This is a genomic window from Streptomyces sp. NBC_00414 (assembly GCF_036038375.1).
In the GTDB taxonomy this organism is placed as follows: domain Bacteria; phylum Actinomycetota; class Actinomycetes; order Streptomycetales; family Streptomycetaceae; genus Streptomyces.
In genome coordinates this window covers 6,201,311-6,227,036 of the sequence record NZ_CP107935.1, presented here as the reverse complement: position 1 = coordinate 6,227,036, position 25,726 = coordinate 6,201,311, and the positions used below count along the sequence as shown (strand labels likewise).

The 25,726-nt window shown below is 68.0% G+C and carries 15 protein-coding genes and 3 rRNA genes; 7 read left to right on the top strand and 11 right to left on the bottom strand.

Annotated elements, in window-relative coordinates; translation table 11 throughout:
- Window positions 1–124 precede the first annotated feature (124 nt).
- The 4 genes from OHS59_RS27175 to mtnA are packed head-to-tail and all read right to left on the bottom strand — an operon-like array spanning window position 125 to window position 5,873.
- Window positions 125–1,978 carry an LpqB family beta-propeller domain-containing protein gene (locus OHS59_RS27175; RefSeq protein WP_328495982.1) on the bottom strand — a complete coding sequence of 618 codons (1,854 nt, stop codon included), beginning with the start codon at window positions 1,976–1,978 and terminating at the stop codon, window positions 125–127.
- Complete coding sequence (mtrB, locus tag OHS59_RS27170) at window positions 1,968–4,028, bottom strand: MtrAB system histidine kinase MtrB (RefSeq protein WP_328495981.1); 2,061 nt, start codon at window positions 4,026–4,028, stop codon at window positions 1,968–1,970. The genes OHS59_RS27175 and mtrB overlap by 11 nt, the downstream gene beginning before the upstream one ends.
- Before the next feature lies 1 nt (window position 4,029).
- The gene (mtrA, locus tag OHS59_RS27165) at window positions 4,030–4,719 is read right to left on the bottom strand and encodes a two-component system response regulator MtrA (protein ID WP_188114266.1); all 690 of its coding nucleotides are present in this window, start codon (window positions 4,717–4,719) and stop codon (window positions 4,030–4,032) included.
- A gap of 8 nt (window positions 4,720–4,727) precedes the next feature.
- The gene (gene mtnA, locus OHS59_RS27160) at window positions 4,728–5,873 is read right to left on the bottom strand and encodes an S-methyl-5-thioribose-1-phosphate isomerase (RefSeq protein WP_328495980.1); all 1,146 of its coding nucleotides are present in this window, start codon (window positions 5,871–5,873) and stop codon (window positions 4,728–4,730) included.
- A 141-nt stretch (window positions 5,874–6,014) separates the two neighbouring features.
- Here mtnA and OHS59_RS27155 point away from each other — a divergent pair, with 141 nt between their 5' ends.
- The 5 genes from OHS59_RS27155 to OHS59_RS27135 are packed head-to-tail and all read left to right on the top strand — an operon-like array spanning window position 6,015 to window position 11,679.
- Entirely contained in the window at window positions 6,015–7,445 is a 1,431-nt protein-coding gene (locus OHS59_RS27155) for a hypothetical protein (RefSeq protein ID WP_328495979.1), read from the top strand.
- A gap of 4 nt (window positions 7,446–7,449) precedes the next feature.
- Window positions 7,450–8,166, top strand: a complete 717-nt coding sequence (locus OHS59_RS27150; RefSeq protein ID WP_328495978.1) for a DUF4129 domain-containing protein — start codon at window positions 7,450–7,452, stop codon at window positions 8,164–8,166.
- Window positions 8,163–9,371, top strand: a complete 1,209-nt coding sequence (locus OHS59_RS27145) for a DUF4350 domain-containing protein (RefSeq protein WP_328495977.1) — start codon at window positions 8,163–8,165, stop codon at window positions 9,369–9,371. Before OHS59_RS27150 ends, OHS59_RS27145 begins: the two co-directional genes overlap by 4 nt.
- Window positions 9,368–10,369 carry an AAA family ATPase gene (locus OHS59_RS27140; RefSeq protein ID WP_443061507.1) on the top strand — a complete coding sequence of 334 codons (1,002 nt, stop codon included), beginning with the start codon at window positions 9,368–9,370 and terminating at the stop codon, window positions 10,367–10,369. The genes OHS59_RS27145 and OHS59_RS27140 overlap by 4 nt, the downstream gene beginning before the upstream one ends.
- The gene (locus OHS59_RS27135; RefSeq protein ID WP_328495976.1) at window positions 10,369–11,679 is read left to right on the top strand and encodes a DUF58 domain-containing protein; all 1,311 of its coding nucleotides are present in this window, start codon (window positions 10,369–10,371) and stop codon (window positions 11,677–11,679) included. Before OHS59_RS27140 ends, OHS59_RS27135 begins: the two co-directional genes overlap by 1 nt.
- A 135-nt stretch (window positions 11,680–11,814) precedes the next feature.
- On the opposite strand, the gene rrf is transcribed toward OHS59_RS27135, so the two are convergent.
- The 4 genes from rrf to OHS59_RS27115 all read right to left on the bottom strand — a co-directional run bounded on the left by rrf (window position 11,815) and on the right by OHS59_RS27115 (window position 18,622).
- Window positions 11,815–11,931: ribosomal RNA gene (gene rrf / locus OHS59_RS27130) — 5S ribosomal RNA — on the bottom strand.
- 109 nt (window positions 11,932–12,040) lie between these two features.
- Window positions 12,041–15,162 (bottom strand): 23S ribosomal RNA (locus OHS59_RS27125).
- 317 nt (window positions 15,163–15,479) lie between these two features.
- Window positions 15,480–17,007, bottom strand: a 16S ribosomal RNA gene (locus OHS59_RS27120).
- Together the 16S, 23S and 5S rRNA genes form the textbook arrangement of a ribosomal RNA operon.
- Before the next feature lie 607 nt (window positions 17,008–17,614).
- On the bottom strand, window positions 17,615–18,622 hold the full coding sequence (locus OHS59_RS27115; RefSeq protein WP_328495975.1) for a stage II sporulation protein M: 1,008 nt from the start codon (window positions 18,620–18,622) through the stop codon (window positions 17,615–17,617).
- A 116-nt stretch (window positions 18,623–18,738) separates the two neighbouring features.
- On the opposite strand from OHS59_RS27115, the gene OHS59_RS27110 reads away from it, so the two are divergent.
- The gene (locus tag OHS59_RS27110) at window positions 18,739–19,788 is read left to right on the top strand and encodes an RDD family protein (protein WP_328495974.1); all 1,050 of its coding nucleotides are present in this window, start codon (window positions 18,739–18,741) and stop codon (window positions 19,786–19,788) included.
- Window positions 19,789–19,815: 27 nt separating this feature from the next.
- Here the strand turns inward: OHS59_RS27110 and OHS59_RS27105 are convergent, their stop codons facing one another.
- On the bottom strand, window positions 19,816–20,460 hold the full coding sequence (locus tag OHS59_RS27105; RefSeq protein WP_328495973.1) for a hypothetical protein: 645 nt from the start codon (window positions 20,458–20,460) through the stop codon (window positions 19,816–19,818).
- Window positions 20,461–20,558: 98 nt separating this feature from the next.
- Window positions 20,559–22,016, bottom strand: a complete 1,458-nt coding sequence (gene ahcY, locus OHS59_RS27100; RefSeq protein ID WP_328495972.1) for an adenosylhomocysteinase — start codon at window positions 22,014–22,016, stop codon at window positions 20,559–20,561.
- 491 nt (window positions 22,017–22,507) lie between these two features.
- On the opposite strand from ahcY, the gene OHS59_RS27095 reads away from it, so the two are divergent.
- The gene (locus OHS59_RS27095; RefSeq protein WP_328495971.1) at window positions 22,508–24,619 is read left to right on the top strand and encodes a fructose-specific PTS transporter subunit EIIC; all 2,112 of its coding nucleotides are present in this window, start codon (window positions 22,508–22,510) and stop codon (window positions 24,617–24,619) included.
- A gap of 103 nt (window positions 24,620–24,722) precedes the next feature.
- On the opposite strand, the gene OHS59_RS27090 is transcribed toward OHS59_RS27095, so the two are convergent.
- Window positions 24,723–25,700, bottom strand: a complete 978-nt coding sequence (locus tag OHS59_RS27090; protein WP_328495970.1) for a cation diffusion facilitator family transporter — start codon at window positions 25,698–25,700, stop codon at window positions 24,723–24,725.
- Window positions 25,701–25,726 lie beyond the last annotated feature (26 nt).

Here is a 25,726-nt window from a genome sequence, read left to right as displayed (position 1 = left end):
CACCACTGTGCCAAATTCCGGAGTGCCCGGGCCAGCCCTGTGGACAACTACCTGTGGACAACTCCTCGCAAGCGTCGCCACGTTGTCCCCCACACGAGGGGCGAGGGCGGCGCCGTACCGGAACTCAGCCCGGATAGACCGGCGCCATCCCCGTCTTGACGACCGTCTGCCACTGCGAACCGGTCGACAGCCGCACGATCCCGTCCTCCGAGTGCGCCACCAGCGGCAGCCGTTCGTCCTCGGAGGCGGCGATCTCCTTCACGCCGGTGAGCGCGGAGGGGGCCGGGCCGACCGGCGTGGAGCCGTCGACCTGGACGTACTGGATCTGCTGCACGCCACGGGCCTCGCGCCCGACCACCACCAGGCGGCTGTCGCCGGCCCAGGACATGGCCGTGACCTCCTCCAACTGCGGTGCCACGGAATGCAGTTCATGGATCGCGACGGCCTTCTTCCCGTTCGCGCCCTCGGAGTCCGCCCGTTCGATCCGCCCCATGCGCAGAGTCGTCCGCTTGTCCTCGGTCACCATCAGAGCGATCCGCACCCCGTCGGCGGCCACCCGCACCGCCTCGATCCGCCCGTCCAGGCCAGGTGTCGAGACCACCAGGGGGTCTCCAGCACCCTTCGGCAGCAGGAGCAGCCGGGAGTTCTTCGGATCGCGGTCGGCCACCCACAGGTCGCCGCTCGCGTCCCAACTGGGGGTCGTCAGCCCGTCGTCCGCCGACGTGGCCTTGCTGTGCAGCACCGCTTCCCCGAGCGAGCCGCCCGACGCGAGCGACCCGACGTACATCGAGCGCCCGTCGAGCGACACCCCGGCAGCGGTGTCCTCGTCCCGCGAGACGGCGGCCGCCCGCAGTTCCTTGCCACCGTCGCCGAGCGCGCCCGGCACCGGCTCGGGCTCCTGCTCGCTGCCGGCCCCCGGTATCCGGACCAGCCGCTTCTCGCCGTCGATGAAGTACTCGTACTCGGTGCCCTTGGCCGGACCGTGCGCGACGTAGAGCCCGGCCTTGGCATCGGTGAGCGCACACGACTGCGTGCCGTTGGAGCGCTGCAGCTCCACCTCGTCGATACCCGTGGGCGTCAGGTCCTGGAGCGTGAACAGGATCTGGGCGGCCATCTCCCTGCACACGGACTCCCCGACCCGGTCGGCCCTGGCGTTCAGCGGTACCGTCAGCCGGTTCTGGTCGTCGGGCGTCAGCGACTTGACGCCCTTCTTCAGCGCCGTGCCGGTGGGGAAGCTCGACCTGACCACCGGCTTGAGCCAGCTCGTCGGCCCCTTCAGGACCGAGCGGACCATCTGCGTCACCGGGTCCACCTGCTCCCGTACGTAGACGGGGTCGGCGACCGCGCCGAGCTGGTCGTCGGTCCTGTCCTTCGCGTTCGAGGCGAAGTAGTACTTATTGACGGACTCGTAGTTGCGCTGGAAGTCGGACATCCCCATCACCAGGCCCTCGGGCAGGGCGTCGATGCGCCACTCCTTGGCGCCCTCCGACGTCTTCTGCTCCGTGAGGTGTACGAGCTCGTCGTACACCCCCTCGGCGGGCTTGTAGGCGAACTGCGAGTCGACGGTGGCGACCTTGGTGCCGGTCAGCGAGTACGCGTAGTCACCGGTCGCCTCCCTGCTGCCGCTGTGCTCCGCCACGGTGTTCGGTCCGTCCGCGAGCACCGTCGTCGACGCGTTCGGACGCCACTTCTTCGACGCGCTGCCGGTCAGGTATTTGCGTGCCGTCTCGAACTTCGGGTCGTCGCTGGTCAGCGCTTCGAGGAAGCCCTGGACGATCTCCTCGGGCTGCGCGTTCTCCCGCGGCGGCATGGCGAACACCCGGACCTGCGCGTCCGGCCGCTGGGAGGCCTCGACATCACGAAGGTCCCCTCCGTCCGGCATCGACGCGCACCCGGCCAGCAGTACGGTTCCGCAGGCGGCGTACACCACCACGCCTGCCGGACGCCGACGGCCGCCCCGATCGCGGTCAGCGCCCACGAGACCCCTCCCCATGCTTCAGCTGTTCCGGCTGCCCGCCGGCTTGCGGGCCGCTCTGTGACGGCTCCTCCTCCGGCGCCGCGGCGGGACCGCGGGAGTCCGCCGTGGGCCGGGGCACCACGCGCGCGCCGCTGCCGGGCAGCGCCGCCGGATCCACCGCGCCCGCCATCTTGGGGGCGCGGTCCGGCATCGGCGGCACCGCCCGCTCGCCCGCGGGCTGCGCGGGCACCGTGGCCAGCTTCTGCGTACCGCCGAGGGGCAGCCCCGCGTCGTTCAGACCGCGGTTGCGCCGTGAGTCCTTGGGCTCCAGCGGTATCGGCGAGCCCCGCAGCGGCTCGTCCGCCGTCCGCGGCACCGTCAGCCGGAACTGCGAGCCGCCGCCCGGCTCGCCCCACGCCTGCAGCCAGCCGCCGTGCAGCCGCGCGTCCTCCAGGGCGATGGACAGGCCCAGGCCCGTACCGCCGGTGGTACGCGCGCGTGCCGGGTCGGCCCGCCAGAAGCGGCTGAACACCCGGGTCGCCTCGCCGGGCTTGAGCCCCACTCCGTAGTCGCGCACCGCGACCGCGACGGCCCCGCCCGCGGACGCGAGCTTGACGACGACGTCCTTGCCCTCGCCGTGCTCCACGGCGTTGACCACGAGGTTGCGCAGCACTCGTTCCACCCGTCGGGCGTCCGCCTCGGCGACGACGGGCTGCTGGTCGCCGACGACCCGTATGCGCGTGCCCTTGCGCTCGGCGAGCGGCTCGGCCCCGCTGATGACCCTGCGGACGACCTCCCGCAGGTCTATCGGCTCGGCCTCAAGGGCTGCCGCGCCGGCGTCGAAGCGGCTGATCTCCAGGAGATCCGCCAGCAGCGTCTCGAAGCGGTCCAGCTGGTCGGCGAGCAGTTCGGCCGAGCGGGCGGTCATCGGATCGAAGTCCACGCGCGCGTCGTGGATGACGTCGGCCGCCATCCGGACGGTCGTCAGCGGCGTACGCAGCTCGTGCGAGACGTCCGACACGAACCGCCGCTGCATCCGTGACAGGTCCTCCAGCTGCTGGATCTTCAGCTGGAGGTTCTGCGCCATCTTGTTGAAGGCCTCGCCGAGCCGCGCGATGTCGTCCTCGCCGGTGACCTTCATACGTTCCTGGAGGCGCCCGGCGGACAGCCTCTCGGCGATCCCGGCGGCCATCCGCACGGGCGTGACGACCTGGCGCACCACGAGCCAGGCGATCGCCCCGAGCAACACCACGACGAACAGCCCGGCCGTCGCAAGAGTCCCCTTGACCAGACTGAGCGACTTCTCCTCCTGGGTGAGCGGGAAGAGGTAGTACAGCTGGTACGGGTCGCTCTTGGGGTCGTTGAGCTGCGTCCCGATGATCAGTGCCGGCTGGGAGTCCTGGCCGTTGGTGTAGACGATGCGCGTGTAGCTCTGGGCCGCGCCCGTGCCGCCGTCCACCCGCTCGCGCAGGTCCTGGGGCACGCTGAGGCTCCAGTCCACGAAGCCCGAGGCACGCGGACCGAGCCCCCGGCTGCTGCTGTCCGCTGAGGTGGTGCTGAGCGTCACGACGCTGAACGCGCCCTGGCCGCCGCTGGAGAGCGACTCGACGAGGGAGCTCATCCAGCCGCTGACGTTCTGTACGGGGTTGTCGTTCGGGCCGGAGCGGTCGTCCCCGGCCGCGCCGGCCGCGCTGTCGGCCTCCTGTTTGGCGACCGTGAACCCGCCCGTGGCCTGGCTCTGGGAGGCTTTCACCTTGGCGTCGAGCAGGCCGTTGCGCACCTGCCCGATCACGACGAAACCCAGGAGCAGGACGACACCCAGCGACATCAGCAGGGTCGTCGCGACGACCTTGAGCTGGATGTTGCGCCGCCACAGCCGCATGACCGGCAGCAGCGGACGGCGCACCCAGCGCATGAACAGCCGAAGGACCGGGCTGCCCTGGACTCCGCCCTGGAGCAGCCCGCCCTCGACGAACCGTCCCCAGCGGGAGCCCGTCATCCTCCGGCCGACAGACCGCCCCGAGCGGACCCCCGGCTCACCGGGCGCCGAAGCGGCACTGTCCCGTGACATGTCAGCTCGGTCCGGCCTTGTAACCGACGCCACGGACGGTCACCACGATCTCCGGCCGCTCCGGGTCCTTCTCGACCTTGGAGCGGAGCCGCTGCACATGGACGTTCACCAGACGGGTGTCCGCCGCGTGCCGGTAGCCCCACACCTGCTCCAGGAGCACCTCACGCGTGAACACCTGCCACGGCTTGCGGGCCAACGCGACGAGCAGGTCGAACTCCAGCGGGGTGAGCGCGATCGAGGCGCCGTCCCGCTTCACAGAGTGACCGGCCACGTCGATGACCAGATCGCCGATGGCGAGCTGTTCGGGCGCCGGTTCCTCGGACCTGCGCAGCCTGGCCCGGATCCGCGCCACCAGCTCCTTTGGCTTGAACGGCTTCACGATGTAGTCATCGGCACCCGACTCCAGGCCGACCACGACATCGACGGTGTCGCTCTTCGCTGTGAGCATCACGATCGGTACCCCGGACTCCGCCCTGATCAGGCGGCACACCTCGATGCCGTCCCGGCCGGGAAGCATCAGGTCCAGGAGCACCAGGTCGGGCTTGCTCTCACGGAAAGCGGCCAGCGCCTTGTCGCCGTCGGCTACGAAAGACGGCTCAAAACCTTCACCACGCAACACAATGCCGAGCATCTCGGCCAGTGCGGTGTCGTCATCGACGACAAGGACTCGTCCCTTCATAAACGACATCATCCCATTAACTAAATCGTTACCTGGCGTGACCTGTCACACAGCTCCGCGAGCGCCTCGGTCGTGACGGGCGACACGGCGCCCTCCTCGGTGACGATCGCCGTCACCAACTCGGGCGGCGTCACATCGAATGCCGGGTTGTACGCCTGGGTTCCCAGGGGTGCCACCGGTATCCCGCCTCCCGCTCCGACTCCCGTCACGGACACCAGGGGTGCTGTGATCTCTGTCACTTCATGACCGGCACGCTGCTCGACCTCGATCGATGCTCCGTTCGGAGTGCCCGGGTCCACCGTCGTCAACGGAGCCACCACGATGAACGGCACATGGTGGTACTTGGCCAGCACCGCGAGCGGATAGCTCCCCACCTTGTTCGCCACCGAACCGTCGGCGGCGATCCGGTCCGCTCCGATGAGCACCGCATCCACCTCTCCCGCCGAGAACAATGACCCGGCAGCGTTGTCCGTGAGCAAGGTGTACGCCATTCCGGCCCGCGCCGCCTCATACGAGGTCAGGCGAGCACCCTGCAGCAACGGGCGGGTCTCGTCCACCCAGAGCCTGCGCAGCCGCCCCACCCGGTGCGCCGCGAGCGCCACCGCGAACGCCGTGCCCTCCCCGCCGGACACCAGCGCACCGGTGTTGCAGTGCGTGAGGATCCGGTGGTTACCGCCGGGCAGCAGCTCGTCGAGCAGCGCCAGCCCGTGCACGGCCATACGCCCGCTGGCCTCGGCGTCTTCCTCGTGCAGCGCCCGCGCGGCAGCCAGCGCGGCAGCCGCGGCCTGCTCCTGGCCGCCACCGGCCCGCAGCACCGCGAGGTGAGCCTCCTGGGCCCGGCGGACTCCGTACGAGAGGTTCACCGCGGTGGGCCGCGCACTCGCGAGGGAGGCCGCCGCCCCGTCCACGTCGAAGCCCCGGGCGGCGGCGAGCGCGACTCCGTACGCCCCCGCGATCCCGAGGAGCGGCGCCCCGCGCACGGCGAGCGAGCGGATCGCCTCCACCAGCGCGGACGCGTCCGTGCACACCAGCTCGACCTCTTCGGCGGGCAGCCGTGTCTGGTCGAGGAGGACCAGCACGGGTCCCTCCGGCGGCTCGTCCCACCGGATCGCAGGTATCTCGATGGGCCGGTTGTCCTCGCGGAATTGCGCGTACTGATCAGCCATCCGCCCAGTCTGCCCCGTACGGGGCGGACAATTGAAGGTGTGCAGCCCATACGGCGGCCGGTCACTTCCCGGCCGCACCGTGGCACGATGGCAGCCAACCTGCCGCCGCGACCGCGGAACGGGCACCGTGAAGGAGCGACGATGAACGACACTCCGGGCTGGGCATCGCCCGGATCTGCCCCCTCCGACGGGCAGAACGGACAGGAGCCGACGCCTTCCGGCCCCGCCCGACCCGCGGACCAGGAGCCCACGAGCGAGCCGGGTCAGCCCGGGCCCGCCCCGTCCGGCCCGGGCCCGAAGTGGTCCAAGGAGCAGCCCCCGCCCGCCCAGTGGCCCTCGCCCGGCGCCGGCCCGCAGGGCGCCCCGCCCCAGACCCCGCCACCACCACCGCCCGGCCCCGGCTGGGGCGGCCAACCGCCCGCCGGCCCCGGCGGCTACGGAGGTCCCGGCGGATACGGGGGCCCTGGAGGCTACGGCGGCCCCGGTGGCTACGGCGGCGGCCCCGGCCAATACGGCGGCTACGGCCCGGGCCCGGGCGGCCACCCCGGCTGGGGCGGCGGCTGGGGCGGCCCCCCGCCCGCGGCCAAGCCCGGCGTGATCCCGCTCCGCCCGCTCGGCGTCGGTGAGATCCTCGACGGCGCGGTGTCGACCATGCGTACGCACTGGCGCACCGTCCTCGGCATCTCGCTGACCGTCGCGGTCTTCACCCAGATCCTCGTGATCCTGCTGCAGGGCCTCGTCCTGGACGACAGCGCCAGCACGGACGTCCTCAACGATCCCAGCGCCACGGCCGGGGAACTGACCCGCGCCATGGGCGACACCCTCCTGAACTCCGGCGTCGTCCTGCTGATCACGCTGCTGGGCACCATCGTCGCGACAGCCCTGCTCACGACCGTGACCAGCCGCGCCGTCCTCGGCAAGTCGGTCACCACCGCCGAGGCCTGGCGCGACGCCCGGCCCCAGCTGCTCAAGCTCTTCGGTCTGACCTTCCTGCTCCCGCTCATCGCGGCCACGATCGCCGCCGTGGGCATCCTGCCCGGCGTCCTCGTCGGCCTCGCGGGCAGCGACACCGGCGGCATCGCGCTCGCCGCCCTCGGAGGCCTGGCCGCGTCCGTCGTCGCACTCTGGATGATGATCCGCTTCTCCCTGGCCTCGCCTGCCCTGATGCTCGAGAAGCAGAGCGTCCTGAAGTCTCTGAGCCGCTCCGCGAAACTGGTCCGCGGCTCCTGGTGGCGGGTCTTCGGCATCCAGCTCCTCGCCACGATCATCGCGAACATCGTCGCGTCGATCATCGTGATCCCGTTCGCCTTCCTCGCCTCCGTGCTCAGCGGAGACGACATCGGCAGCGTGCTCAGCAACGGCACCGGCGACCTCGGCTGGACGTTCCTCATCGTGAGCGGCGTCGGCTCGGTGATCGGCTCCATGCTCACCTTCCCGATCACCGCCGGTGTCACCGTGCTCCTCTACATCGACCAGCGCATCCGCCGCGAAGCCCTCGACCTGGACCTGGCACGCGCGGCCGGCGTCCAGGACTACGGCTCCGGCACCCCCGGACCGACCCCGGGGAGCTGACGGAGTGGGCCTGGCGGGGGGAGTTCTCACGGCGGTACTGGCGCTGCCACGCGCCGACGGCGAACCACCGGTGACCGTCCCGCGCGATCCCGCGCGGGAGGACGCCCGGCGCGAACTGTCGAAGCGGATGTACCACGAGAACGACCCCGGCCTCCTCCGCCGGGCCCTGGACGCCTTCTGGGAGTGGGTCGGCAAGCTGTTCGGCGCGGCCTCGTCAGCGACCCCGGGAGGCGCACTCGGCCTCCTGGTCGTCGTCCTGGCCGCCGTGGCACTCATCGGTGCCCTCTGGTGGCGCCTCGGCTCCCCCCGCCGGGCCCCAGGATCGGCGGCCCCGCTCTTCGACGACCGGCCGCGCAGCGCCGCCGAGCACCGCGCGGCCGCCGAGGCGCACGCGGCCCAGGGCCACTGGAACCAGGCCGTCCAGGAGCGCATGCGCGCCGTCGTCCGCTCCCTGGAGGAACGCGCCCTGCTCGACCCCCGCCCCGGGCGCACCGCCGACGAGGCCGCCGCAGAAGCGGGCAGCACGCTCCCCGCCCACACCGACCGACTGCGCGCCGCCGCACGGGACTTCGACGACGTGACATACGGCGGACGAACGGCCGTCCCGGACACGTACCACCGCCTCGCACAGCTCGACCAGGACCTCGACCGCACCAGGCCGGTCCTCGTGAGCAGCACCCCGAGCACAACCCACAGCGCCCACCAGGGGGCCGCCGAATGACCTCCGGGGCCACCCCCTCCGAGGCCGCTCCGCCGTCCACCTCGGCCTCGCCCACCGTCCGCCAGGTGTGGACCCGCTCGCGCGGCGTCGTTCTCGCGTTCGTGATCCTCCTCGTGGCCGCCGTCGCCATCGCCGTCGTACGCTCCGGCGCCCGGCACGGCAGCCTCGACCCGCGCTCCGCCGACCCCGAGGGCAGCCGCGCCGTCGCCGAACTGCTCGCCGACCGGGGCGTCTCCACGCGCGTGGTCACCACCTTGGACGAGGCGAGCGCCGCGACCGGCCCTGGCACGACACTCCTGGTCGCCCGACCCGACCTGTTGACCGACCGTCAACAGGACCTTCTGCGCTCCGCGTTCAGGAACTCCGGCGGCCGCACCGTCCTCGTCGCCCCCGGCACCCCGTCCGTCGGCACCCTCGCCCCCGGAGTCGACGCGGACACCGCACCCAGCTACGACTCCACGCTCCCGCCCGACTGCGCCCTGCCCGCCGCCCGCCGAGCGGGCACCGCCGACACGGGCGGCATCCGGTACTCGACGGACGCGCCCGGCGCCGACACCTGCTACCCCAGCGACGGCCTGGCCACCCTGCTGCGCCTCCCGGCATCCGAAGGAGACGGCGACACCGTCGTGCTCGGCGCGCCCGACATCCTCCAGAACGAGCGCCTCGACGAGCACGGCAACGCCTCCCTCGCCCTCCAACTCCTCGGCTCCCGCACCCATGTGGTCTGGTACCTCCCCTCGCTCTCCGACGGCTCGGCCACCGACGCCGGCGACCGCAGCTTCCTCGACCTGGTCCCCTCCGGCTGGCTCTGGGGCACGCTGCAGCTCTTCTTCGCCGCACTGCTGGCGGCCCTCTGGCGCGCCCGCCGCCTCGGCCCGCTCGTCCCCGAACGGCTCCCCGTCGCGATCCGCGCCTCCGAGACCGTCGAAGGCCGCGCCCGCCTCTACCGCAAGTCCAACGCCCGCGACCGTGCCGCGGGAGCTCTGCGCTCCACCACCCGCACCCGCCTGGCCCCCCTCGTCGGCGTGTCCCCAGCTCAGGCGCACGCGCCCGAAGCCCTGCTCCCCGCCCTGTCCGCCCAGCTCCGCCGGGAAGGACAGGCCCTGCACTCACTCCTCTTCGGACCGCAGCCCCGCGACGACGCGGCCCTCATCGCACTCGCCGACCAACTCGACGCCCTCGAAAGAGAGGTACGCCGTCCATGATGGCCCCGCCCACTGACAACGCCGGGAACACCGGGACCACCGGGGACTCAGCCAGCGCCCGCGCCTCCCTGGAGGCCCTGCGCGCCGAGATCGCCAAAGCCGTGGTCGGCCAGGACCCCGCCGTGACCGGCCTCGTCGTCGCCCTCCTGTGCCGCGGGCACGTTCTGCTGGAAGGCGTCCCCGGAGTGGCCAAGACACTGCTCGTCCGGGCTCTCGCCTCCGCGCTGGAACTCGACACGAAGCGCGTCCAGTTCACCCCCGACCTGATGCCGAGCGACATCACGGGCTCCCTCGTCTACGACGCCCGCACCGCGGAGTTCTCCTTCCAGCCCGGCCCGGTCTTCACGAACCTCCTCCTGGCGGACGAGATCAACCGCACCCCGCCGAAGACCCAGTCGTCCCTCCTGGAGGCCATGGAGGAGCGCCAGGTCACGGTCGACGGCACACCGCGTCCGCTCCCCGAGCCGTTCCTGGTCGCCGCGACCCAGAACCCGGTCGAGTACGAGGGCACGTATCCCCTTCCGGAAGCGCAGCTGGATCGTTTCCTCCTCAAGCTGACGATCCCTCTCCCCTCCCGCCAGGACGAGATCAACGTCCTCACCCGCCACTCCGAGGGCTTCAACCCCCGCGACCTGCGCGCCGCCGGCCTACGCCCCGTGGCGGGCCCGGCGGACCTCGAAGCCGCCCGCGCGGCCGTCGCCAAGACCGCGGTCTCCCCCGAAATCACCGGCTACGTAGTGGACATCTGCCGCGCCACCCGCGAATCGCCGTCCCTCACTCTCGGCGTCTCCCCCCGTGGCGCGACGGCGCTCCTGGCCACGGCACGCGCCTGGGCCTGGCTGACGGGCCGCGACTACGTCATCCCCGACGACGTGAAGGCCCTCGCCCTGCCGACGCTCCGCCACCGCGTCCAGCTCCGCCCGGAGGCCGAGATGGAGGGCGTGACGGCCGACTCCGTCATCAACGCGATCCTCTCCCACGTCCCCGTCCCCCGCTGATGGCCCTCACCGGCCGCGCAGCCCTCCTGGCGGCCCTGGGAACCCTCCCCGTGGGCATCTGGGAGCCGAGCTGGACAGGCATCCTCGCCGTCAACGCTCCCCTGGCCCTCGCCTGCGCCTGCGACTTCGCCCTGGCCGCACCGGTACGCCGCCTGGGCCTGACCCGCTCCGGCGACACCTCCGTACGCCTCGGCGAAGCCGCCGACGCGACCCTCACCGTCACCAACACCTCCGGCCGCCCACTGCGCGCCCGCATCCGCGACGCCTGGCCCCCCAGCAGCTGGCAGCCGGGCACAGAGGTCACCGCGTCGCGCCACCGCCTGACGGTCCCCGCGGGCGAACGCCGACGCGTCACGACCCGCCTGCGCCCCACCCGCCGCGGCGACCGCCGATCGGACCGCGTGACCATCCGCTCGTACGGTCCTCTCGGCCTCCTCGCCAGGCAGGGCAGCCACCAGGTCCCGTGGACGGTGCGCGTCCTGCCCCCCTTCACCAGCCGCAAGCACCTTCCCTCGAAGCTGGCCCGTTTGCGCGAACTCGACGGCCGCACCAGCGTGCTGACCCGCGGTGAGGGAACCGAGTTCGACAGCCTGCGCGACTACGTCCCCGGTGACGACACGCGCTCGATCGACTGGCGCGCGACCGCCCGTCAGTCGAAAGTCGCCGTACGCACCTGGCGCCCCGAGCGCGACAGGCACATCCTCCTCATCCTCGACACGGGCCGCACGGCCGCGGGCCGCGTCGGAAACGCCCCCCGCCTGGACGCCTCCATGGACGCGGCCCTCCTCCTGGGGGCCCTCGCCTCCCGCGCCGGCGACCGGGTGGATCTCCTCGCATACGACCGCCGGGTACGCGCCCTGGTACAGGGCCGAGCCGCAGGCGATGTTCTTCCTTCGCTGGTCAACGCCATGGCACACCTCGAACCGGAACTAGTTGAGACGGACGCCCGAGGCCTCACCTCCATGGCACTGCGCACGGCCCCCCGACGTTCGCTGATCGTGCTCCTCACGACCCTCGACGCGGCCCCCATCGAGGAGGGCCTGCTCCCCGTACTCTCCCGCCTCACCCAGCGCCACACGGTCCTCGTGGCCTCGGTCTCCGACCCGCACATCGAGCGCATGGCCGCGGCACGGGGCAGCACAGAGTCCGTGTACGAGGCCGCAGCGGCGGCGCAGGCCCAGGCGGAACGTCACCGCACAGCCGAACAACTGACGCGCCACGGCGTCACCGTCGTCGACGCGACCCCGGAAAACCTGCCGCCGGCCTTGGCGGACGCATACCTCGCCCTCAAAGCCGCAGGCCGTCTCTGAACCTCTCCGTAGCCCGGATTCACGGAGCCCGAAGAGAGACGGCCGGACGACAGCGAATAGAAACGAAAAGTAAAAACGAATCTGAACGCAGAAAAGCCCCCGCACCGAAGTGCGGGGGCTTTCCCATTAAAACTTGTTCGGCGGCGTCCTACTCTCCCACAGGGTCCCCCCTGCAGTACCATCGGCGCTGTAAGGCTTAGCTTCCGGGTTCGGAATGTAACCGGGCGTTTCCCTCACGCTATGACCACCGAAACACTTTGAAACTCTGATTCAAATCAACCGCACCACACCCCCCGTGACCAAACAAGGGAGTGCGGGGTTGTTCGTGGTTTCAGAACCAACACAGTGGACGCGAGCAACTGAGGACAAGCCCTCGGCCTATTAGTACCGGTCAGCTCCACCCCTTACAGGGCTTCCACATCCGGCCTATCAACCCAGTCGTCTACTGGGAGCCTTAACCAATCTAGTTGGTGGGAATACTCATCTCGAAGCAGGCTTCCCGCTTAGATGCTTTCAGCGGTTATCCCTCCCGAACGTAGCCAACCAGCCATGCCCTTGGCAGGACAACTGGCACACCAGAGGTTCGTCCGTCCCGGTCCTCTCGTACTAGGGACAGCCCTTCTCAATATTCCTACGCGCACAGCGGATAGGGACCGAACTGTCTCACGACGTTCTAAACCCAGCTCGCGTACCGCTTTAATGGGCGAACAGCCCAACCCTTGGGACCGACTCCAGCCCCAGGATGCGACGAGCCGACATCGAGGTGCCAAACCATCCCGTCGATATGGACTCTTGGGGAAGATCAGCCTGTTATCCCCGGGGTACCTTTTATCCGTTGAGCGACGGCGCTTCCACAAGCCACCGCCGGATCACTAGTCCCGACTTTCGTCCCTGCTCGACCCGTCGGTCTCACAGTCAAGCTCCCTTGTGCACTTACACTCAACACCTGATTGCCAACCAGGCTGAGGGAACCTTTGGGCGCCTCCGTTACTCTTTAGGAGGCAACCGCCCCAGTTAAACTACCCATCAGACACTGTCCCTGATCCGGATCACGGACCCAGGTTAGACATCCAGCACGACCAGACTGGTATTTCAACGACGACTCCACACTGGCTGGCGCCAATGCTTCACAGTCTCCCAGCTATCCTACACAAGCCGAACCGAACACCAATATCAAACTATAGTAAAGGTCCCGGGGTCTTTCCGTCCTGCTGCGCGAAACGAGCATCTTTACTCGTAGTGCAATTTCACCGGGCCTATGGTTGAGACAGTCGAGAAGTCGTTACGCCATTCGTGCAGGTCGGAACTTACCCGACAAGGAATTTCGCTACCTTAGGATGGTTATAGTTACCACCGCCGTTTACTGGCGCTTAAGTTCTCAGCCTCGCACACCCGAAGGTGCACTAACCGGTCCCCTTAACGTTCCAGCACCGGGCAGGCGTCAGTCCGTATACATCGCCTTACGGCTTCGCACGGACCTGTGTTTTTAGTAAACAGTCGCTTCTCGCTGGTCTCTGCGGCCACCCCCAGCTCACCGAGTAAATCGGATCACCAAGAATGGCCCCCTTCTCCCGAAGTTACGGGGGCATTTTGCCGAGTTCCTTAACCATAGTTCACCCGAACGCCTCGGTATTCTCTACCTGACCACCTGAGTCGGTTTAGGGTACGGGCCGCCATGAAACTCGCTAGAGGCTTTTCTCGACAGCATAGGATCATCCACTTCACCACAATCGGCTCGGCATCAGGTCTCACCCTTAACGTCATCCGGATTTACCTAGATAACGGGCTACACCCTTACCCCGGGACTACCACCGCCCGGGCTGGACTACCTTCCTGCGTCACCCCATCACTCACCTACTACAGGTCTGGTCCGTCGGCTCCACCACTTTCCATTCCCCGAAGGGTCCGGAACGGCTTCACGGACTTAGCATCGCCTGGTTCGATGTTTGACGCTTCACAGCGGGTACCGGAATATCAACCGGTTATCCATCGACTACGCCTGTCGGCCTCGCCTTAGGTCCCGACTTACCCTGGGCAGATCAGCTTGACCCAGGAACCCTTAGTCAATCGGCGCACACGTTTCTCACGTGTGTATCGCTACTCATGCCTGCATTCTCACTCGTGAACCGTCCACCACTGCCTTCCGGCGCGGCTTCACCCGGCACACGACGCTCCCCTACCCATCCATACAGGCGTTGGCCCTATTGCATGAATGACACGACTTCGGCGGTACGCTTGAGCCCCGCTACATTGTCGGCGCGGAATCACTAGACCAGTGAGCTATTACGCACTCTTTCAAGGGTGGCTGCTTCTAAGCCAACCTCCTGGTTGTCTGTGCGACTCCACATCCTTTCCCACTTAGCGTACGCTTAGGGGCCTTAGTCGATGCTCTGGGCTGTTTCCCTCTCGACCATGGAGCTTATCCCCCACAGTCTCACTGCCGCGCTCTCACTTACCGGCATTCGGAGTTTGGCTAAGGTCAGTAACCCGGTAGGGCCCATCGCCTATCCAGTGCTCTACCTCCGGCAAGAAACACACGACGCTGCACCTAAATGCATTTCGGGGAGAACCAGCTATCACGGAGTTTGATTGGCCTTTCACCCCTAACCACAGGTCATCCCCCAGGTTTTCAACCCTGGTGGGTTCGGTCCTCCACGACCTCTTACAGCCGCTTCAACCTGCCCATGGCTAGATCACTCCGCTTCGGGTCTTGAGCGCGCTACTATATCGCCCTATTCGGACTCGCTTTCGCTACGGCTTCCCCACACGGGTTAACCTCGCAACACACCGCAAACTCGCAGGCTCATTCTTCAAAAGGCACGCAGTCACGACCCACCAAGTAAACTTGATGAGCGACGCTCCCACGGCTTGTAGGCACACGGTTTCAGGTACTATTTCACTCCGCTCCCGCGGTACTTTTCACCATTCCCTCACGGTACTATCCGCTATCGGTCACCAGGGAATATTTAGGCTTAGCGGGTGGTCCCGCCAGATTCACACGGGATTTCTCGGGCCCCGTGCTACTTGGGTGTCTCTCAAACGAGCCGTTGATGTTTCGACTACGGGGGTCTTACCCTCTACGCCGGACCTTTCGCATGTCCTTCGCCTACACCAACGGTTTCTGACTCGTCTCACAGCCGGCAGACTGTGAAAGAGAGATCCCACAACCCCGCATGCGCAACCCCTGCCGGGTCTCACACACATACGGTTTGGCCTCATCCGGTTTCGCTCGCCACTACTCCCGGAATCACGGTTGTTTTCTCTTCCTGCGGGTACTGAGATGTTTCACTTCCCCGCGTTCCCTCCACACACCCTATGTGTTCAGATGTGGGTGACAGCCCATGACGACTGCCGGGTTTCCCCATTCGGAAACCCCCGGATCAAAGCCTGGTTGACGGCTCCCCGGGGACTATCGTGGCCTCCCACGTCCTTCATCGGTTCCTGGTACCAAGGCATCCACCGTGCGCCCTTAAAAACTTGGCCACAGATGCTCGCGTCCACTGTGCAGTTCTCAAACAACGACCAACCACCCGTCACACACCACTCACGCGATGCTTTACCGGGGCCGGCACCGAAGGACGACCATGACGGCCGTACCCTCAGACACCCAACAGCGTGCCCGACACAATCCACCTGACCAGATCAGCTTTCCACGCCCCGAGGGACAGTACTTGCGCCTGATCCAAACTGGATCGTGCCGAATAATCAACGTTCCACCCTTGAGCAACCACCGTCGAACGTATGCCGACGTAATGGCCCTGGACCACCAAGCAATGCCTGGCGGCCTAGATGCTCCTTAGAAAGGAGGTGATCCAGCCGCACCTTCCGGTACGGCTACCTTGTTACGACTTCGTCCCAATCGCCAGTCCCACCTTCGACAGCTCCCTCCCCACAAGGGGGTTGGGCCACCGGCTTCGGGTGTTACCGACTTTCGTGACGTGACGGGCGGTGTGTACAAGGCCCGGGAACGTATTCACCGCAGCAATGCTGATCTGCGATTACTAGCAACTCCGACTTCATGGGGTCGAGTTGCAGACCCCAATCCGAACTGAGACAGGCTTTTTGAGATTCGCTCCACCTTGCGGTATCGCAGCTCATTGTACCTGCCATTGTAGCACGTGTGCAGCCCAAGACATAAGGGGCATGATGACTTGACGTCGTCCCCACCTTCCTCCGAGTTGACCCCGGCAGTCTCCTGTGAGTCCCCATCACCCCGAAGGGCATGCTGGCAACACAGAACAAGGGTTGCGCTCGTTGCGGGACTTAACCCAACATCTCACGACACGAGCTGACGACAGCCATGCACCACCTGTCACCCGACCACAAGGGGGGCCGTATCTCTACGGCTTTCCGGGCGATGTCAAGCCTTGGTAAGGTTCTTCGCGTTGCGTCGAATTAAGCCACATGCTCCGCTGCTTGTGCGGGCCCCCGTCAATTCCTTTGAGTTTTAGCCTTGCGGCCGTACTCCCCAGGCGGGGAACTTAATGCGTTAGCTGCGGCACCGACGACGTGGAATGTCGCCAACACCTAGTTCCCACCGTTTACGGCGTGGACTACCAGGGTATCTAATCCTGTTCGCTCCCCACGCTTTCGCTCCTCAGCGTCAGTAATGGCCCAGAGATCCGCCTTCGCCACCGGTGTTCCTCCTGATATCTGCGCATTTCACCGCTACACCAGGAATTCCGATCTCCCCTACCACACTCTAGTCTGCCCGTATCGAATGCAGACCCGGGGTTAAGCCCCGGGCTTTCACATCCGACGCGACAGACCGCCTACGAGCTCTTTACGCCCAATAATTCCGGACAACGCTTGCGCCCTACGTATTACCGCGGCTGCTGGCACGTAGTTAGCCGGCGCTTCTTCTGCAGGTACCGTCACTTTCGCTTCTTCCCTGCTGAAAGAGGTTTACAACCCGAAGGCCGTCATCCCTCACGCGGCGTCGCTGCATCAGGCTTTCGCCCATTGTGCAATATTCCCCACTGCTGCCTCCCGTAGGAGTCTGGGCCGTGTCTCAGTCCCAGTGTGGCCGGTCGCCCTCTCAGGCCGGCTACCCGTCGTCGCCTTGGTGAGCTTCTACCTCACCAACAAGCTGATAGGCCGCGGGCTCATCCTTCACCGCCGGAGCTTTCAACCCCCACCCATGCGAGTGGAAGTATCATCCGGTATTAGACCCCGTTTCCAGGGCTTGTCCCAGAGTGAAGGGCAGATTGCCCACGTGTTACTCACCCGTTCGCCACTAATCCACCCCGAAGGGCTTCATCGTTCGACTTGCATGTGTTAAGCACGCCGCCAGCGTTCGTCCTGAGCCAGGATCAAACTCTCCGTGAATGTCTGCCGGTAATCCGGCGAAACATCATGAGAGCGGAACGACCAACCGGAATAAGGAAGGCCGTTCACAGCGTCCTCGCTGATGCGCCCACCGTGCTTGCGCCCGGCAGGACTTTTTCAAAGGAACCTCGTCCCGACCGAACGGCCGGAGACGGGGTATCAACATATCTGGCGTTGATTTTTGGCACGCTGTTGAGTTCTCAAGGAACGGACGCTTCCTTTGTACTCACCCTCTCGGGCTTTCCTCCGGGCGCTTCCCTTCTGTGTTTCCAACCTTACCAGATCTATTTTCCGTTCCGTTTCCGGTCGGAATTCATTTCCAGTGGCCAGTTGGAAGGCCTTTGCCTATTTGATTGCCTTGCGGCTCTCTTTCGGCGATTCCGACTTTATCAGAAGTTTTCGACCGGCCTGACCGGCCGTTCAATTTCCGAATTATCGGGAGGTGCTCCACCGGAACTGAATTCCAGGGGGCTGACAGATGCTAACTGTAACCGCCGAGCTTGTCCAGCTCTAGGCAACTGTTCGAATCTACCTCCCCACACGTCCCGTGTCAACGGTTTTTGTGGGGCGAAGAGGAGACTAGCAGCCTGATCGGTGTGCCTGCACATCAGGCCGCGGTCGGTACCGCGGCGCTGCGCTCGGCTTCCTCGACGTCGCCCGTCTCGCCGGCCCGCACCGCACGGCCGCCCAGGACGTAGACGTAGACGAGGAAGAGCAGTTCGGCGGCTATGCCTATGCCGATGCGGGCCCAGGTCGGGAGGCCGGAGGGGGTGACGAAGCCTTCGATGGCGCCTGAGACGAAGAGGACCAGGGCGAGGCCTATCGCCATGCCCAGGGCGGCACGGCCTTCCTCGGCGAGGGCCGCACGACGGGTACGCGGGCCCGGGTCTATGACGGTCCAGCCGAGGCGCAGTCCCGTACCGGCCGCGACGAAGACGGCGGTCAGTTCCAGGAGGCCGTGCGGGAGGATCAGGCCGAGGAAGGTGTCGAGGCGGCCCGCCGAGGACATCAGGCCGATGCCCACACCCACGTTGAGCATGTTCTGGAAGAGGATCCAGATGACCGGCAGGCACAGGAAGGCGCCCAGTACCAGGCACATCGCGGCCGCCTGGGCGTTGTTCGTCCATACCTGGGCCGCGAAGGACGTCGCGGGGTGGCTTGAGTAGTACGTCTCGTACTGGCCGCCGGGGCGGGTGAGCTCCCGCAGTTCGCTGGGGGCCGCGATCGAGGACTGGACCTCGGGGTGTGTTCCGATCCACCACCCCAGGAGGACGGCGAGCGCGGTGGACAGGAGCGCCGTCGGGACCCACCAGTGGCGTGCCCTGTAGACCGCGGCGGGGAAGCCGTGTGTGAGGAAGCGGGTGACGTCGCGCCAGGAGGCGCGGCGGGTGCCTGCCACGGCACTGCGCGCGCGGGCCACCAGTTGGCTGAGGCGGCCGGTGAGCTGGGGGTCCGGGGCGCTGGACTGGATCAGGGAGAGATGGGTCGCCGTGCGTTGGTACAGGGCGACGAGTTCGTCGGCCTCCGTCCCGGTGAGACGGCGCCGGCGGCGCAGGAGTGCGTCGAGCCGGTCCCACTCGGCCCGGTGGGCGGACACGAAGACATCGAGGTCCATCGGGTTGGCTGCTCCTCGGCTGCTCGTCGTGTGGTCAGCTTGTCGCACTGCGGCGCGCTGTGCCTCAGCTTGGCAGACTGGCTGTTCTCAGGGCAGTTCGGGGAAGGACGGCGGGCGTGAGTGAGCTTGTGACGGGCGAGGCGGTGGCACTGGAGCTGCGCCCCGCGAAGCTGCCGAGCCGGGTGCTGGCCGTGGTGCTCGACCTGATGGTCGCGGTGGCGGCCTACATCATCGTGACGATCGCCCTGGCCCTGTCCACGGCCTCGCTCGACGAGGCGGCGCAGATGGCCGTGGCGATCGCCTCGTTCCTTCTTCTGCTGGTCGGCGGGCCGATCGCCGTGGAGACGCTCAGTCACGGGCGCTCCCTCGGCAAGCTGGCCTTCGGGCTGCGCGTGGTGCGGGACGACGGCGGGCCCATCAGGTTCCGGCACGCGTTGGTGCGTGGAGCGGTCGGTGTGGTCGAGATCCTGATGACGTTCGGGGTCGTGGCATGCATCGCGTCGCTCGTGTCGGCGCGGGGACGGCGGCTCGGTGACGTGTTCGCCGGAACCCTGGTCGTACGGGAACGGATCCCCGCCGGGCGCATGTCCTTTGTTCCTCCGCCGCCGCCGTGGCTGTCGGGACGGTTCTCCGAACTCGATCTGTCGGGGGTTCCGGACGGGCTGTGGTTGGCCGTCCGGCAGTACCTGACGCGCATGCAGCAGCTGGATCCGCAGGTCGGCCGGGTGATGGCCGAGCGGCTCGCGAACGATGTGGCCGAGCGGACCGGGACTCCGGCGCCGCACGGTGTACCGCCGGCGGCGTTCCTGGCGGCCGTGGTGCAGGAGCGGCAGGCGCGGGAGACGCGGCGGGCGTTCGGTGGCGGGGCTGCCGGTGGCGGTCAGGGCGGGTACGCGGGCACAGGCGGGGGCGGTACCGGCTTGCCGTACGGCTCGGTTCAGCACCGGACTCCGGCGTACGGGCCCGTCCCCCCGAGTCCGGCGCCGGGACCGTTCCAGGGCCCGCCGTTCCAGGCCCCCGTGCAGGGGGCGTTCCAGGCTCCCGTCCGTCCGGTGGCTCTCCCGCCCGCGGCACCCCCGGTGGTCCCGGCGGACGTGCCGGTAGCGCAGGGCGGGCGGGACGCCGACGTGGAGCGTCCCTCCACCGGATTCGCCCCGCCCGCCTGATCCCGGCCTTCGCGCGGCGGGCCAGCGTCAGGCGAAGACCGACGGCGGTGATTCGAGGTCTTCAAGCTCGATGCCGGGGGCCGAGAGCACCACGTCGCCGGACAGGTGCACGGTGTGCTGTTCGCCGGTGTCCAGGGCTGTGACCTGGTATTCCTCCACGGTCAGCGGGCCGTTGTCAGTGGCGTGTGCTTCTCTCGTGATCAGGGCCCAGGACTGGTCGAGGGTGCGCGGGGCGAGGACCGGGTCCGTGAAGGCGACGAGGCGTACACGCGTGGCGGAGGCATCGGGGGTGAGGCGCAGCAGACGTGCGGTGGCGACGAGGAAAGCGGGGGATGTGCCGGTGAAGGCGTGGGCGCGGACATTGCCTTCGGTGGCGTGATCTCCCGTGGGGTCGGTGCGGACCCAGGTGACGCCGTCGAGGGCGGCGCCGCGGACCTGCCAGCCCGACGCGTGGAGTTCGAGGCGGATGAGGCGGCCGCGGTCGTCGATGGCGAGGTCGACGGAACCGGCGGGGGTGGCTTTCCGGGTGGTGTCCCCGGGCCCTGTGCCGGAAGGGGTGGTGAGTTGGGATACGTAGCGCCAGCCGGAGGGGCCGGGCGCGCAGTGGAACCGTTCTTCGGCGAGGGGGGTGTGGTCGTGCGGGTCATGGAGCGAATATCGGCCGCGGGGCATGGTGGCTCGGGTCCTCGATAGGGGGCAGGCCCCCGCCGGTGAGGGCGAGGGCCTGCTGACAACCGTCGTATGAGTGCCGGGCTGTGTGAGCGCTGGGCTCAGTAGCGGTAGTGGTCCGACTTGTACGGGCCCTCGACCTCGACACCGATGTACGAGGCCTGCTCGGGGCGGAGCGTCGTGAGCTTCACGCCGAGCGCGTCCAGGTGGAGGCGGGCGACCTTCTCGTCGAGGTGCTTGGGCAGCACGTAGACGTCGGTCGGGTACTCCTCGGGCTTCGTGAACAGCTCGATCTGGGCCAGCGTCTGGTCCGCGAACGAGTTGGACATCACGAACGACGGGTGGCCGGTCGCGTTGCCCAGGTTCAGCAGGCGGCCCTCGGAGAGGACGATGAGCACCTTGCCGTCGGGGAACTTCCACGTGTGGACCTGCGGCTTGACCTCGTCCTTGACGATGCCGGGGATCTGCGCGAGGCCGGCCATGTCGATCTCGTTGTCGAAGTGGCCGATGTTGCCCACGATCGCCTGGTGCTTCATCTTGGCCATGTCCGCGGCCATGATGATGTCCTTGTTGCCGGTCGTGGTGACGAAGATGTCGGCCTTGTCGACGACCTCGTCGAGCGTGGTGACCTGGAAGCCGTCCATCGCCGCCTGCAGTGCGCAGATCGGGTCGATCTCGGTCACGATCACGCGGGCGCCCTGACCGCGCAGGGACTCCGCGCAGCCCTTGCCCACGTCGCCGTAGCCGAAGACGACGGCGGTCTTGCCGCCGATGAGGACGTCGGTGGCGCGGTTGATGCCGTCGATCAGGGAGTGGCGGCAGCCGTACTTGTTGTCGAACTTCGACTTGGTGACGGCGTCGTTCACGTTGATCGCCGGGAACAGGAGGGTGCCCTCACGCTGCATCTCGTACAGCCGGTGGACGCCGGTCGTGGTCTCCTCGGTCACGCCGCGGATCTCCGAGGCGAGCTGGGTCCACTTCTGCGAGCCGCCCGTGATCGTGCGGTTGAGGAGCTCCAGGACCACCCGGTGCTCTTCGTTCTCGGCGGTGTCGGCGGACGGGACCTTGCCGTCCTTCTCGTACTGGACGCCGTTGTGGACGAGCATCGTGGCGTCGCCACCGTCGTCCAGGATCATGTTCGGACCACCGGTGGGGGTGTTCGGCCAGGTCAGCGCCTGCTCCGTGCACCACCAGTACTCCTCCAGGGTCTCGCCCTTCCAGGCGAAGACCGGGATGCCCTGGGGGTTGTCGGGCGTGCCGTTCGGGCCGACCGCGATGGCGGCGGCGGCGTGGTCCTGGGTGGAGAAGATGTTGCAGGAGGCCCAGCGGACCTCGGCGCCCAGGGCGGCCAGGGTCTCGATGAGTACGGCGGTCTGCACGGTCATGTGCAGGGAGCCGGTGACGCGGGCGCCGGCGAGGGGCTGCGCCTCGGCGTACTCCTTGCGGATCGACATCAGGCCGGGCATCTCGTGCTCGGCGAGCGTGATCTCCTTGCGACCGAAGTCGGCCAGGGAAAGGTCGGCGACCTTGAAGTCCTGTCGGTTGGCGACAGTGGTCATGCGAGCTGCTCCTCGGGTTGGGGCGAGGTCGGTTTCGGCTGGTCTGCGCGGCGGGCACGGTGAGCGCCCCACGGGGCACACGAATGCCCGGTGCCTTGCGCAGCGCAGTCCGTCGGAGGCCCTCTCTCCCTCGGTCGGCCCGTTGGGCCGCCCGACCGCCATCAGCAGCGACGTCTGGCTCGGTTACGAATCTACACCGATCGGCGCAGTGGGCCCCAGTCCGCCTGCGAACAGATCAAGCGGATTTCGAGGGTCCGGTGGGCCGGGGACAAGGGGTAACAGGCTTGGGCAATAGCGGACTTTTGAACTTTTGATCCCGTCCAGGGGTCTGTTGCAGGATGCCGGAGATCGGGAACATGTGCGCGACCTCGCGGACCGCGAACCCCCACGACGAGAAGCCGCGACAGCGGGCGCGGACCCCGGCGACGGACCGCGAGGACAGAGCGCGGACAGACCGTGATCCCCCATGACAAAGGCGTTAGGAGATCCATGTGACCAGTCCGGCCGGAATTCCCCCCACGGGCGGCGGCACCGGCGAGCAGCAGCGGCCGAGGCTGCTCGCGGTGACCGCGTGCCCCACCGGCATAGCCCACACCTACATGGCGGCGGAGAAGCTCTCGCAGGCGGCGGAGCGGCTCGGTGTCGACATGAAGGTGGAGACCCAGGGCTCGATCGGTTCCGAGAACGTCATCACTGACAACGATGTCAGCACCGCGGACGGTGTGATCATCGCCGCCGACAAGGATGTGGACCTGAGCCGGTTCGCCGGAAAGCGGATCGTGAAGGTAGGGGTCGCCGAGGGGATCCACCATCCCGAGCGGCTCATCGAGCAGGTGCGGACCGCGCCCGTCCACGGCGGAGGCGCGACGGCCGGTTCCGGCGCCGGAGCGGCCGGGTCCAGGAACGGCGGGGCCGCGGGCGGCGGCAAGGAGCGCGGGATCGCGTACAAGGCGCTGATGAACGGGGTCAGTTACATGATCCCGTTCGTCGTGGTCGGCGGGCTGCTGATCGCGATCTCGCTCTCGCTCGGCGGGCACACCGATCCGTCCGGCGGCCTGGTCATCCCGAAGGGCTCCTTCTGGATGGACGTCAACAACATAGGCGTCATCGGTTTCCAGCTGATGGTGCCGATCCTGTCCGGCTATATCGCGTACGCCATCGGGGACCGGCCCGCGCTGGTGCCCGGCATGATCGGCGGGTGGATCGCCAACACGGGTTCGCTGTACGACTCCGAGGCGGGCGCGGGCTTCATCGGCGCGATCGTGACCGGGTTCCTGGCCGGGTATCTGGTGCTGGGGATCAAGAAGGTCGAGGTCCCGAAGTTCGTCCGGCCGATCATGCCGATCATCGTGATCCCGATCGTGGCGACGACGGCGCTCGGGCTGTTCTTCATCTACGTGATCGGCGAGCCCATCTCCTGGGTCTTCGAGCATCTGACGGACTGGCTCGGCGGGATGACCGGGACCAGTGCCGTGCTGCTCGGCGCGATCCTGGGGCTGATGATCGCGTTCGACATGGGCGGGCCGGTCAACAAGACGGCGTTCCTGTTCGGTACGGGGCTCATCGCGACCGGCAACCAGGAGGTCATGGGCATGTGCGCCGCGGCGATCCCGGTGATGCCGCTCGGGCAGGGCATCGCCACGCTGATCCGCAGGCGGCTCTACACGGAGCAGGAGCGCGAGACGGGTCTTGCCTCGCTGTTCATGGGGCTGTTCGGGATTTCGGAGGGCGCCATTCCGTTCGCGGCGGCCCGGCCCGCGCAGGTCATCCCCGCCAACATGCTGGGCGGTGCGGTGGCCGGCGCGGTCGCGGGGCTCGCCGGGGTCGAGGACGCTGTGCCGCACGGCGGGCCGATCGTGGCGGTGCTGGGGGCCGTGACGGGCGTACCGATGTTCTTCGTGGCCGTGGCCCTCGGGACCGCGGTGACGGCGCTGACGACGGTCGCGCTCATCGACGTCGGCGAGCGGCGGCGCAAGGGGCAGCCGTCGGCGGAAGACCCGGGAGCGGTGGCGGGCGAAGGCCCCGCGCCGAAGCCCGAGTTCACGCTCGCGGGTGCGGGTGCGGGTGCGGGCACGGGCACAACCGCGGCTCTCTCCCCCGCGGCAACCACCGCCGTGAGCGCTGGTACGGGATCGGGCTCCGACGGCGAGGTTCTCTCCGGATATCTCACCGCCCGGACCGTGAAGCTGCGGCTCGACGCCGGGGGCAAGGAGGCCGCGATCCGGGAGATGGCCGGGCTGCTGGCGGCCACCGGGAAGGTCACCGATGTCGAGGAGCTGGTGCGGACGGCGCTGCGGCGCGAGGAGCAGGGCACGACGGGGCTCGGCGAGGAGATCGCGATCCCGCACGCCAAGACCGATGCGGTGACCGGGCCCGTCGTGGGGTTCGCGCGGTCGGCGGAGGGTGTCGAGTGGGGTTCGCTCGACGGTACGAGGGCCAGGCTGGTCTTCATGATCTCCGTGCCGGAGGCCGCAGCGGGCGACGAGCATCTGCGGATTCTGGCGCTGCTGTCGCGGAAGCTGGTGGACGCGGAGTTCCGTGAGCGGCTGATGACGGCTCCCGACGAGGCGGCGGTTCTCGACGTGCTGCGCGAGATCAGGTAATCGCGCACGGCACACACGACCGGGGCCCGCCGAATCGTTCGGCGGGCCCCGGTCACGTACGGACAGGTCGTCGTACGGAGTTCAGTGGGCGATCAGTCGGAGATCAGTGTTCGGCGGTCGGTACCGGGCCGCCCGGCGAGGCCTCCGGGTCGGCGCCCTTCACTGCCTCGGACTCGTTGTAGATGTCGGGTTCGAGGTAGATGACGCGGGCGATCGGGACGGCCTCGCGGATGCGGGACTCGGCGGCGTTGATCGCCGAGGCGACCTCGGCGGCCGTCTCGTCGTGCTCCACGGCGATCTTCGCGGCGACCAGCAGTTCCTCGGGACCGAGGTGGAGCGTGCGCATGTGGATGATGCCGGTGACCGTGTTGCCGTCGACGATCGCGGCCTCGATCTTCTGGACCGCCTCGATGCCGGCGGCCTCGCCCAGGAGCAGCGACTTGGTCTCGACGGCCAGGACGATCGCGATGACGATGAGCAGGATGCCGATGCAGAGGGTGCCGATGCCGTCCCAGACGCCGTCGCCCGTGGCCAGGGCCAGGCCCACGCCGCCGAGCGCGAGGATCAGACCGACCAGCGCTCCCAGGTCCTCCAGGAGGACGACCGGCAGCTCGGGCGCCTTGGCGTGGCGTACGAAGTCCTTCCAGGACTGCTTGCCGCGCGTCTGGTTGGACTCCTTGATGGCCGTCCGGAAGGAGAAGGTCTCGGCGATGATCGCGAAGACGAGGACGCCCACCGGCCAGTACCAGTGCTCGATCTCGTGCGGGTGCTTGATCTTCTCGTAGCCCTCGTAGATCGCGAACATGCCGCCGACCGAGAAGAGGACGATCGAGACGAGGAAGGCGTAGATGTAGCGCTCGCGGCCGTAGCCGAAGGGGTGTTGCGGGGTCGCCTCGCGCTTGGCCTTCTTTCCGCCGAGGAGCAGCAGGCCCTGGTTGCCGGAGTCGGCGAGCGAGTGCACGGACTCGGCGAGCATCGACGACGAACCACTGAAGAGGAACGCCACGAACTTCGCTACCGCGATGGCGAGGTTGGCGGCCAGTGCCGCCACGATCGCCTTGGTGCCGCCTGACGCGCTCATGTGTTCCTGATGTCCCTTCGTCTGCC

Coding starts and splice junctions, on each gene's coding strand:
- OHS59_RS27135 (WP_328495976.1), top strand. CDS start 10,369: ATGGCCCTCACCGGCCGCGCAGCCCTCCTGGCGGCCCTGGGAACCCTC.
- OHS59_RS27140 (WP_443061507.1), top strand. CDS start 9,368: ATGATGGCCCCGCCCACTGACAACGCCGGGAACACCGGGACCACCGGG.
- OHS59_RS27090 (WP_328495970.1), bottom strand. CDS start 25,700: ATGAGCGCGTCAGGCGGCACCAAGGCGATCGTGGCGGCACTGGCCGCC.
- OHS59_RS27155 (WP_328495979.1), top strand. CDS start 6,015: ATGAACGACACTCCGGGCTGGGCATCGCCCGGATCTGCCCCCTCCGAC.
- mtnA (WP_328495980.1), bottom strand. CDS start 5,873: ATGGCTGATCAGTACGCGCAATTCCGCGAGGACAACCGGCCCATCGAG.
- mtrB (WP_328495981.1), bottom strand. CDS start 4,028: ATGTCACGGGACAGTGCCGCTTCGGCGCCCGGTGAGCCGGGGGTCCGC.
- OHS59_RS27115 (WP_328495975.1), bottom strand. CDS start 18,622: ATGGACCTCGATGTCTTCGTGTCCGCCCACCGGGCCGAGTGGGACCGG.
- ahcY (WP_328495972.1), bottom strand. CDS start 22,016: ATGACCACTGTCGCCAACCGACAGGACTTCAAGGTCGCCGACCTTTCC.
- OHS59_RS27145 (WP_328495977.1), top strand. CDS start 8,163: ATGACCTCCGGGGCCACCCCCTCCGAGGCCGCTCCGCCGTCCACCTCG.
- mtrA (WP_188114266.1), bottom strand. CDS start 4,719: ATGATGTCGTTTATGAAGGGACGAGTCCTTGTCGTCGATGACGACACC.
- OHS59_RS27105 (WP_328495973.1), bottom strand. CDS start 20,460: ATGCCCCGCGGCCGATATTCGCTCCATGACCCGCACGACCACACCCCC.